This is a genomic window from uncultured Campylobacter sp. (assembly GCF_938045405.1).
GTDB lineage: Bacteria > Campylobacterota > Campylobacteria > Campylobacterales > Campylobacteraceae > Campylobacter_B.
Genome location: NZ_CALIMW010000186.1, coordinates 1 through 9,955, shown reverse-complemented (window position 1 = coordinate 9,955; position 9,955 = coordinate 1). Strand labels below are relative to the sequence as shown.

The 9,955-nt window shown below is 46.9% G+C and carries 12 protein-coding genes and 1 pseudogene; 9 read left to right on the top strand and 4 right to left on the bottom strand.

Annotation, left to right across the window (positions count from 1 at the left end; translation table 11 throughout):
- From Q0140_RS07115 to Q0140_RS07100, 4 genes are all read left to right on the top strand, one after another.
- A partial coding sequence (locus Q0140_RS07115; RefSeq protein WP_297963296.1) for an HP0268 family nuclease occupies nucleotides 1-104 on the top strand: 104 nt, incomplete at its 5' end.
- Nucleotides 101-1,396, top strand: a complete 1,296-nt coding sequence (miaB, locus tag Q0140_RS07110) for a tRNA (N6-isopentenyl adenosine(37)-C2)-methylthiotransferase MiaB (RefSeq protein ID WP_297963294.1) — start codon at nucleotides 101-103, stop codon at nucleotides 1,394-1,396. The genes Q0140_RS07115 and miaB, both read left to right, overlap by 4 nt.
- Nucleotides 1,377-2,027 carry a lysophospholipid acyltransferase family protein gene (locus tag Q0140_RS07105; protein ID WP_297963292.1) on the top strand — a complete coding sequence of 217 codons (651 nt, stop codon included), beginning with the start codon at nucleotides 1,377-1,379 and terminating at the stop codon, nucleotides 2,025-2,027. The genes miaB and Q0140_RS07105 overlap by 20 nt, the downstream gene beginning before the upstream one ends.
- 46 nt (nucleotides 2,028-2,073) lie before the next feature.
- Nucleotides 2,074-2,829: a hypothetical protein gene (locus tag Q0140_RS07100; RefSeq protein WP_297921645.1), complete on the top strand. Its 756-nt coding sequence runs from the start codon at nucleotides 2,074-2,076 to the stop codon at nucleotides 2,827-2,829.
- A 229-nt stretch (nucleotides 2,830-3,058) separates the two neighbouring features.
- Here the strand turns inward: Q0140_RS07100 and Q0140_RS07095 are convergent, their stop codons facing one another.
- The 4 genes from Q0140_RS07095 to panC are packed head-to-tail and all read right to left on the bottom strand — an operon-like array spanning nucleotide 3,059 to nucleotide 7,044.
- Nucleotides 3,059-3,715 carry a metallophosphoesterase gene (locus tag Q0140_RS07095; protein ID WP_297963290.1) on the bottom strand — a complete coding sequence of 219 codons (657 nt, stop codon included), beginning with the start codon at nucleotides 3,713-3,715 and terminating at the stop codon, nucleotides 3,059-3,061.
- Nucleotides 3,712-4,713 (bottom strand): tRNA lysidine(34) synthetase TilS, encoded by a 1,002-nt coding sequence (gene tilS, locus Q0140_RS07090; RefSeq protein ID WP_297963288.1) that lies wholly within the window; start codon nucleotides 4,711-4,713, stop codon nucleotides 3,712-3,714. Before tilS ends, Q0140_RS07095 begins: the two co-directional genes overlap by 4 nt.
- Nucleotides 4,710-6,221 carry a MiaB/RimO family radical SAM methylthiotransferase gene (locus Q0140_RS07085; RefSeq protein ID WP_297963286.1) on the bottom strand — a complete coding sequence of 504 codons (1,512 nt, stop codon included), beginning with the start codon at nucleotides 6,219-6,221 and terminating at the stop codon, nucleotides 4,710-4,712. The genes tilS and Q0140_RS07085 overlap by 4 nt, the downstream gene beginning before the upstream one ends.
- Before the next feature lies 1 nt (nucleotide 6,222).
- Nucleotides 6,223-7,044, bottom strand: a complete 822-nt coding sequence (gene panC, locus Q0140_RS07080) for a pantoate--beta-alanine ligase (RefSeq protein WP_297963284.1) — start codon at nucleotides 7,042-7,044, stop codon at nucleotides 6,223-6,225.
- A gap of 165 nt (nucleotides 7,045-7,209) precedes the next feature.
- Here panC and Q0140_RS07075 point away from each other — a divergent pair, with 165 nt between their 5' ends.
- From Q0140_RS07075 to Q0140_RS07055, 5 genes and pseudogenes are all read left to right on the top strand, one after another.
- Entirely contained in the window at nucleotides 7,210-7,509 is a 300-nt protein-coding gene (locus Q0140_RS07075) for a DUF883 family protein (protein WP_005870065.1), read from the top strand.
- 259 nt (nucleotides 7,510-7,768) lie between these two features.
- The gene (locus tag Q0140_RS07070; RefSeq protein WP_295153140.1) at nucleotides 7,769-8,005 is read left to right on the top strand and encodes a hypothetical protein; all 237 of its coding nucleotides are present in this window, start codon (nucleotides 7,769-7,771) and stop codon (nucleotides 8,003-8,005) included.
- Between the two features lie 60 nt (nucleotides 8,006-8,065).
- On the top strand, nucleotides 8,066-9,163 hold the full coding sequence (prfB, locus tag Q0140_RS07065; protein ID WP_297963282.1) for a peptide chain release factor 2: 1,098 nt from the start codon (nucleotides 8,066-8,068) through the stop codon (nucleotides 9,161-9,163).
- 21 nt (nucleotides 9,164-9,184) lie between these two features.
- The gene (locus tag Q0140_RS07060; protein WP_297963280.1) at nucleotides 9,185-9,520 is read left to right on the top strand and encodes a type II secretion system protein; all 336 of its coding nucleotides are present in this window, start codon (nucleotides 9,185-9,187) and stop codon (nucleotides 9,518-9,520) included.
- Nucleotides 9,521-9,530: 10 nt separating this feature from the next.
- Nucleotides 9,531-9,955, top strand: a pseudogene (locus tag Q0140_RS07055) (hypothetical protein); the annotation flags it as partial.

Sequence of the window (9,955 nt, the reverse complement as noted above, 5' to 3'; positions counted from 1 at the left end):
CTTTGGTGGATTTTTTCGACACTAAAGGTTTTAGCGTGTATCAGCGCATAGTGCGATACGGGCTGAACGAAAACGAGTATATGTACGAGGTGCATATCCTTTGAGCAAACTCCTCTTCATCCAGACCCTAGGTTGCGCGATGAACGTGCGCGATAGCGAGCATATTATCGCGCAGCTAAAAGAGCAAGATTACGAGATTACCGACGACGTAAATATTGCGGATCTAATCTTAATAAACACATGCTCCGTGCGCGAAAAGCCCGTGCATAAGCTCTTTAGCGAGATCGGCGCTTTTGATAAGGCGCGAAAAAAGGGTTCTAAAATTGGCGTTTGCGGCTGCACCGCAAGCCATCTGGGCGGAGAAATTTTTAAGCGCGCACCATTCGTGGATTTCGTACTCGGCGCCAGAAACGTATCTAAAATTTCGCAAGCCGTACGTACGCCAAAATTTATCAGCACGGACATAAACTACGACGAGAGCGAGTTTGCCTTCGGCGATTTTGCGAGCTCGCCATATAAATCCTTCATAAACATAATGATCGGCTGCGACAAAAAGTGCTCCTACTGCATCGTGCCGCAGACTAGAGGCGATGAAATTTCAATCCCCGCTCAAATCATCTTACGCGAAGCCGAAAGATCCGCCGCTCGCGGCGCTAAAGAGATATTTTTGCTCGGACAAAACGTCAACAATTACGGCAAGCGCTTTTCTAGCGCGCACGAAAAAATCGACTTCAGCGACTTGCTCATGCGGCTTAGCGATATAGAGGGCATCGAGCGCATCCGCTTTACTAGCCCGCATCCGCTGCATATGGACGATAAATTTTTGGACGTTTTTTGCAATAATCCTAAAATTTGCAAATCGATGCATATGCCGCTGCAAAGCGGCTCTAGTAAGGTTTTGCGCGATATGAAGCGCGGATATACCAAGCAGTGGTATCTAGACCGCGCGCTTAAACTGCGCCAAAGCTGCCCGGGCGTGGCGATCAGCACCGACATCATCGTGGGCTATCCGAGCGAGAGCGAGGAGGATTTTGCCGAGACGATGGAGGTGTTAGAAGCGGTGAGATTCGAGCAGGTTTTTTCCTTTAAATTTAGCCCGAGACCGCTCACGCCGGCAGCAAATTTAAAGCCGCTTGATGATGAAATTTCAAGCGAAAGGCTAAGCAGGCTGCAAAGCGCTCACGCTAAAATTTTAGACGAGATCGCAGGGGCGCAAAAAGATAAAATTTTCGACGTATATTTCGAGGAGCTGCGCGAGGACGGCACCGCGTGCGGTAGAAGCTTTTCAAATTTTTTAATCTGCGCGCAAGGCGGCGAGGAGCTGCTAGGCAAAACGCGCAGAGTACGTATCGAAAAGACCGCCAGAATGGCGCTTTATGGAAAAGTTATCGCTTAAAAAGCGGCTATTTTTCCGCGTCGCCGAATATCTCATTTTTATTCTGATTTGGTGTATTTTTTTAACGTGCAGGGTTAAATTTACCCCCACGAAGCTGCCCGAAAAGCCCTGCGTCGTCGTGTTTTGGCATGGAAGATTAGCGATGATGAGCTTTGCTTATAGGCGGTGGTGGCTACGGGATTTCGGCAAGAGGCGCGCCAAAGTCATCATCAGCGATCACAAAGACGGTGAAATCATTACGCGCGTGATCTCGCATTTTGGCATCGGTGCGATCCGCGGCAGTAGCTTTAAGGGTGGCGCACGCGCACTTATGGGTGCGATTAAAGAGATAAAAAACGGCACCGACGTCATCATCACTCCCGACGGTCCGCGCGGCCCACTTCACAGCGTCGCCGACGGCGCCGTGATCCTTGCGCAGCGGCTAAGCTTAGATATCTACGCGCTAAATTACGAAGCAAGCAGTTTTTGGAAATTTCGCAGCTGGGACCAGATGGTCTTGCCAAAGCCTTTTTCGCGTATAAATTACAGCCTCAGCGCACCGCTAAATTTAAAAGGACTTGGCCTTGAAGCGGGCAAAGAGGCGATTAGACGACTGCTTTTTGCAAGCGCCGAGCAGGACGCTAAATTTTAGTTTGAAATAATAGTCTTTTGGTATAATTGCGATTTTAGGAGAGAAAATGGCACTATTTAAGGCAAAATCATTCCTCAGCGTCGCTAAAAGTGCCGGCGCATGCGAGTTTTTTTATAGAAAATTGGGCTTTGGCAAAAGAATTTTGGATGAGAAATCCGATCGCTTTCCTATAGCGCAAGAAAACGATCTGGCTACCTCGCTGGCGGGCTTTGCGGATCTGAGTGATAAAAATTTAATCTCTTGCGTACTGATAGACGACGAAAATCAAAGAGTGCATTTTAACGAGGATTATATGATTAAAGAAAATAGCATTTATCAAAAAGTCGATGATAGCTTCATAGTAGAATTTCCTCGCGCAAGTGCACAGGCGGCGGATGAGACTTTTGGAATAGAATTTAGCTCGCACGCCAGTTTATTTAAAATTTTATACTTCTTGCTAAAAAATCAAAGCGATTTTGAAAATATGGCGATGTTTGCGCTTAAATTTAATAACCGCGCATGTTTCGTCGTCGCCAACCAAGAGCGCGTGCTCTACGCCGATATAATGCGTATCGACGAGGAGATGCAGGCGGCGATGAGCGATACTGACGAGCTATTTTACGAGCTTTTAAATTTTCAGATCGAGACCTTCTACAAATCCGAAAATAGCGAGTTTCTCACCAACGTTTTCATCTACTCAGACGGCACACTTAGCAACGAGATCGGTTATGTGATTTTTACGCGCATCTTCATCAAAACAAATTTGATAAATCTAAATTTCGCCGATTACATCAACAAAATCGCAATGCTGGAAGCCCGCTAGATCAATTTTTTCGCTCTGCACCTAGGCAGAATTTTAAAATTTTATCTTTGCAATATTACGCTTGCTTGATACGATTTGGTTACTCGTTCGCGGTTGCGTTTTGTTAAATTTATCTCGCGTTACATAATGAAATTTTGACTAGGTAAAATCAATCCGTATTTAATGGCTCGCTTTTAAATTTAAACTTATTTGCTGCAAAGGGTCCGTCTTGCGCCGTAAATTATATTTTTTACGAATCTAGATTAATTTTACGTAAAAAATTTTCTATCAGAATCCGCCTTTGTTCCACGTCGTCGCTATCGCTAATGCCCTCTAGCTCGCTTGCGTGATGAGCCTTGGGCGGGATATCTTTCAGATACGACCACACCTCGTCCTCGCTTAAAATTTTGCCGTGCAGATCAAAACCTACGTTTAGCGCTCTGCCCGAAACCTCGGCGATATCTGCATGCAGGTGACCGTAGAGCATCAGCGCGCCATAATGGCAGTTTGCCCACTCGATCATCGGGTAGTGAGACAGAGCCGCTCTCTTATGCGATAGGCGCACAAAGGCATAGCCCACGATCTGCTCAAACATAAAATTGCCGTCCGCCTTGCGTCCGCTTAGCAGTTCATTTTTCATCGCAGCAATCCGTCCATCGTGGTTACCGAGCACCAAAAAATGCCGCCCGTTTAGTCTGCGAAGTAACTCGCAAGTGTGCGCAAAATCCTTGTGAAAGGAGACGTCGCCGAGATTATAGACAAGATCCTCGGGTGTAACAAGCGCATTCCAAGCGGCGATGAGATTTTCATCCATCTCGGCTACGTTCGCGCCTTTTCTAAAATTCGGGTATTTTTTCAGCACCAGCTCGTGGCCGAAGTGTAGATCGGAGGTAAAATAAACGCTCATAAAAGCTCCTCAAATAGCGCAAGATCCGCTCCCATGGCAAATAAAAATCCGCGGTTTATCGGCGGGATTTTTAAGGTGCGGCACGCTTCTTTAAATTTCTTGTCCATCGCCGCTTTGATATATGGCGTTACGAGAATAAAATTTTCGCCCGCACCCACGGCTACCTTGCCGCCTAGCACGCAGCCTGCGCCGTTTTCTAGGCAGCGCGCGCATTCGTTTCGCTGCGCCGAGCTTAGCACGAGCCCTAGCCTCTTGCAGGTAAGACCCACGCCGCGAAGCTCGCTTGTGCCGCGTTTTACAAGATAAATTTTAGGTGCAGGATTAGAAATTTCGGGAGCCAAATTTAACGAATCGGTCGCCAAAAACTCAAAGCTCTTTTTTACGCCGCCAAAGTATTCGTTTAAAAACGGCTCGCTAAATTTTGCGCGAATAAAGCCGCGTTTAAACCGGTCCGTCAAATTCGTCTCGTCGGTGAAATATTTTAGGTTTCGCTCACGCAAAAACTGCTCCAGCTCGCACTTTCGCACGCCTAGAAGCGGACGAGCGATCACGTAGTCCTCGCGAGCTTCGAGCTCCTGCATACCCAGCAGCTCGCTAAGCCCCGCACCGCGCCCAAGCTGCATCAAAAACCACTCGAATTTATCGTCAAACTGATGCGCCAAGATCAAATTTTCATAGCCCCGTTCGCGGCAAATTTGGCCGAAAAACTCGTATCTGGCCGCGCGCGCTTCGTGCTCGAAATTTAACGCGCCCAGACGCACGCTTTTTGCGTAGATTTGTTTGTTAAATTTAAGCGCCAAGTCTCGCGCCGAGGCGACTTCGTCCTTGCTTTGTGCGCGGACGTTATAATCCACGATCGCAAGATCAAATTTCACGCCCGCCTCGTTCAGAAGGTAAAAAAGCGCTGTGCTATCAACGCCGTGCGAAAAAGCAAGCAGATTTTTGCTAGCTCGTAGCAAGGCTAGAATTTTGCTTGGAATTTCTGGCGAGTTTTTCATTGTCCTTGCGAGCTTTTTAGTACTCGCGCGAGTAGTCTATCGCCCGCAAATTCCGTAATTTCACACTCGTATAGACCGCCTACTTTTAGATTTTGCACGCAGCTTTCGTTGATTAAAATTTCGCCGTCGATGTCCTTGTCCCATGCAAGAGGCTTGGCGCCGTAAAAAAACTCGCTCTCGCTGCTGGTGCCTTCGATTATTAGGGGCATCTTTTTGCCTACGAGCGCACGCATGCTATTATATATCGCTTCGCGCGTGATTTTTTCGATTTTATTCAGACGGCGACTAATTGTCCGTGCGGGGATCTGCGGCATCGCAAAGCTCGCCGTATCCTCCTCCTTGCTGTAGGCAAAAGCTGAAATTCTATCAAATTTAAACTCCTGCAAAAACGCGCAAAGCTCGTCAAATTCGGCTTCGCCTTCGCCCGGGTGCCCTACGATGACGCCCGTGCGCAGAAATGAATTAGGCGCTGCACGCATTAAATTTAAAAGCTCTTTGATCCGCGCCGCGCTCGCGCCGCGCTTCATCAGGCTTAGCATTTTGTCGTTTATGTGCTGAATCGGCATGTCGAAGTAATTTGCGAAAACGGGTGAGTCCACGATCGTGCGGATGAGTCGCTCGTCGGTGCTGGTGGGGTAGAGATACAGCACGCGCGCGACCTTGACGCCCTTTATTTTTTCGATGCGTTTTATCAGCGCGACTAGGTCGGCGCCCCACTCATCAGCTATTTCATCGCTCGCGTTCTCCTCGCTAGAGCCCTTGCCGCGGGTGAGCCTGCCTTGAGCGGAAATTTTATCTGCCGCGCCGCCGTTTGAGTCATCGGAATTCTGCCCGTCGCGAAAGCCCGCAAAATTTAACTCGCCTTCGGAGCCTTTAAAATTTGATCTGCCCTTGTTACTGCGTCTTAGATCGCGACCGAAGCTGCTGGAATCCTGCGCGATAAAGCTGAAATCGTAAAATCCGCGCGCCACCAAGCCGCGCACCTCCGCTTCGATATCCTCGATGCTGCGGCTTTTTAGGCGGCCTTTGAAGCTCGGAATGGCGCAGAAAGAGCATTTTTGATTACAGCCCTCTGAAATTTTAACGTAAGCGTGGTAGTTTGAGCCCGTTATCACACGCGAAGAGGTAAACGCGGGACTTTGCAGATAGGTTTGCGGGCTGAATAAATTCTGCTTTTTTAAAATCATCTCATCGATTTTATCGTAGTCGCCAACGCCGCTGAAAATATCGACCTCGGGCAGCTCGCGCATGAGCTCATCCTTGTAGCGCTGCATCAGACAGCCCGTGACGACCAGCAGCGCGCCGCTTTTTTTCTGCTCGCTAAGCTTCAAAATCGTGCGGATACTCTCCTGCTTGGCGCTTGCTATGAAGCCGCAGGTATTTACGATCATCACATCCGCACTAGCAGGCTCATTTGTGAGCTCGTAGTTTTGCAAGCGCCCAAGCATGATCTCGCTATCGACTAAATTTTTATTACAGCCCAGCGAGACGAGATGGAGTTTTGCCATTTTATAGCCAGATATTATCGATCAGGCGGGTCGTGCCGACCTTTGCGGCAAGCAGGATTATCGTATCGCCTTGCTTGATCTGCGAAATTTCATTAAATTTATAATCCACGAACGCTATATAATCGACTGCCAGCGGCTCAAGCACGCTAAGCATCTTTTCGCGGATGATATTTAGGCTGATCTCGCCTTTTTTAATAAGCGAGCTGGCATTTAGCAAGGAGCGCGAAAGCTTAAGTGCCATAAGCTTTCCCTCCTCATCCAAATAGGCGTTTCGCGAGCTAAGCGCCAAGCCGTCGCTCTCGCGCACGATCTCGCAAGGGATGATACTTATAGGCATAAAAAAGCTCTTTACCATCTTCTGCACGATGAAAAGCTGCTGGGTGTCCTTTTTACCCATATAAACGTTGTTAGGACGAGTTAGATTAAAAAGCTTATTTAGCACTTTAAGTACGCCGTCGAAGTGCCCGGGGCGCGTTTTACCTTCTAAAATTTCACTTATCGGCTTAGGTGCTATGATCGCTGGCTCCTCCGTGCCGTAAATTTCATCCGCGCTTGGGATAAGAAGCGCGTTCACATCGAGGCTTTCGCAAATTTTAATATCGCCCGCTTCGTTTTTTGGGTAGCTATTTAGATCCTCGCCGGGCAAAAACTGCGCCGGATTGAGGAATGCGGAGACGATTACGATGTCGTTTTCGTTCCGTGCTCTTTTTATGAGACTCGCATGCCCCGCGTGCAAAGCTCCCATCGTAGGTACGAAGCCCACGCTGCCGCTTGCTGATGCCCTGAAGCTTTTTAGCTCCTCTACACTTCTAATGATCTGCATTGTTCTCTCTTTTCAATATAAAATATTAAGGTTGGCAATTATATCAAAAAATATTAAAGGTATAAATTAAGCGCGAAAGGGCGGTCTATTTAGCGAGCGTTAATCAATAAGTACTAAAATCTACCACGAGCTTTAGCTCTAAAATAAACTTCAAAAGGAGCGAAAATGGCTACTCAAGAGACAAATTTAGATTCTTTGAAAAAGGATATCGACTCTTTAAAAGCGGATTTTAAAGAGATTATGAAGTCCATCAAAAACATAGGCGCAGAGCGTGCGGAGTCTGCTAAAGATAAAATTCTAGATCAGCTAAATAGCAATGAGATCAAAAAATATATAGATGATCTAAGGCTCAAAGGCAAAGACGGCATAGAAAGCGTAAATGACACGATAAAACAAGATCCGATAAAAAGCATCGCGATCGCTGCTGGCGTCGGATTTTTGCTCGCTTGGTTGCTGAAAAAATAATGGCCGGCATATCTGAATTTATAGTTTCGGTAGTAGAGCTCGTAGACGCTCAAGCTAGCGACATCAGGCGCTCTTTTTTAAAGAGCGCCAATTCGGTTTTATTAAATATAATTACGGGCGTGATTTGCATTATAGGCTTGGTTTTCTTTTTGCTAGGGCTGCACGCGCTTCTTGAAAAAACTATCGGAGAAATTTGGGCGTATTTTGCTTGCTCTATCGCAGCTTTTTTATGCTCTATTATCGTATATAAGGTGCTTTCGTGCAAAGCGAAATGACAAAAGAGAAGCTAAGACTAGTGGTGTCTATGCTTGAAGACAAAAAAGCCGATTGCAAAAAGTTGAAGCTAGAAGAAGCAAAGCTAAAACTGCTACTAAACGACCCCTTGCCTGATCTCTCGACTGAGCTTAAACTGATTAATCATGGCAATATCAAGCAGGTTTTGATATCCCTAATAGATAAATGCTTCATAATGCCCGCCTTAAATAAAATTTTATAAACAACCTTAATCCAAAATATGTTATAATCACGCCAAAAGCATAAAAAAAGGTCTTAAATTTTGGATAATTATGAATACACGGAACTTTTAAAAACCCTAAGTACTAAAGTCGAAAATATTGCAGGCGTCGTAAAACCGGAGAACATCAAAGCGCGCCTAAAAGAGATTGAAGAGCTTGAAAACGATCAAAATCTCTGGCAGGACGTCGCAAAAGCAGGCGCCATCGGCAAGGAAAAAACTAAAATTTCAAATATCTTAAATAAATTTCTAAACGCTAAAAATGCCGTAGATGACGCGAAGGGCTTATATGAGCTGGCAAACTCGGAAAACGACGAAGAGACGATAAACTCGCTTTTTGCCGAAGCGGATGCGCTAGAGGATAAGATCATAAATTTAGAAATTTCCATGATGCTTAGCGGCGAAAACGACGATAAAAACGCTATCGTCAGCATTCATCCGGGCGCGGGCGGTACGGAGAGCAACGACTGGGCGAGTATGCTATACCGAATGTATCTGCGCTTTTGCGAGCGAGAGGGCTTTAAGATCGAGGTTTTGGACTTTCAAGAGGGCGAGGAAGCGGGTCTTAAGGACGTTAGCTTCATCGTGCGCGGCGAGAACGCCTACGGATATCTGAAAGCCGAAAACGGTATCCATCGCCTGGTGCGCGTAAGCCCATTCGATAGCGCAGGGCGCAGACATACGAGCTTTTCAAGCGTGATGGTAAGCCCCGAGCTAAATGACGATATAGAGATAAATATCGAAGAGAAGGATATCCGCGTCGATGTTTTTCGCGCAAGCGGCGCAGGCGGGCAGCATATCAATAAAACCGAAAGCGCCGTGCGTATCACGCACATCCCAACGGGCATCGTAGTAAACTGCCAAAACGACAGAAGCCAGCACAAAAACAAAGAAACGGCGATGAAGGTGCTAAAGTCGCGCCTTTACGAGCTGGAGCTGATGAAGCAGCGCGAAAAGGACGAGAACGTGCCTAAAAGCGAGATTGGCTGGGGGCATCAGATCCGCTCCTACGTACTTTTCCCGTATCAGCAGGTTAAGGACAACCGCAGCGGCGAGGCTTATAGCCAAACCGATGCTATTTTAGACGGCGATATAAAAAGCATAATCGAAGGCGTTTTGATTTCACAAGCGAACAGATAAATTTTTTTCGAAAGGATGAGAATGAGTGAAGATGGAATTTTGCTAGCGCTAGGATATAGCGTAAACGACGCGACGGTCGCGCAGCTGCGAGGAATTTTATCGAAATGCGATTTTGAGGATAATGAGCTTGATCGCATCGTGGGGCTGAACGATAAGCTTAAAATTTACGGTGCGCACGTGGCTATGTCGAATTCAAACCCGTATTTTAAGATTAAAAACGACGCTACGAATGAGGAGCGCAAGACCGCTGTTGAGGATATCATCAGCGCTTGGTCGGAAAAATTTAAGCTCAAGCTACAAAAAGTCGCGGGCAAAGAGACCTATTACATTTTAGGTCGCCAAATTTCAAAAAATTAAGGAGCAAAATATGAAAAAAATTCTAGCTTTGATCGCCGCTGGAGTATTTTTGGCAGGCTGCGTTAGCAACGCACCAAAGAGCGCAGTCGATGCGCCAAAGAGCGGCAAATATTCCTTTGCCGACGTTCAAGACGGTATCCGTGCGATGAACCTACAAGGCGGCGTCGTGCAAAGCGATGCGTGCAAAAACGGCAATGGCGCAATGTGTCTAAATTTTGCGGATTCTATGTATTCCAAGCGCGACTATGCTTCCGCCGCCAATGCCTACAACGCCGCATGCACGCTCTCTCAAAACTTCCCTGCTTGCCAGAAGCTCGCAGCTATGTTTGAAAAAGGTGAAGGCGTGGAGCAAAATAAATTCAACGCCATTGATCTATACCGCATCTCGTGCTATTACGGCTACAAGGACGCGTGCGCAAATATGCGCCGCTTAGG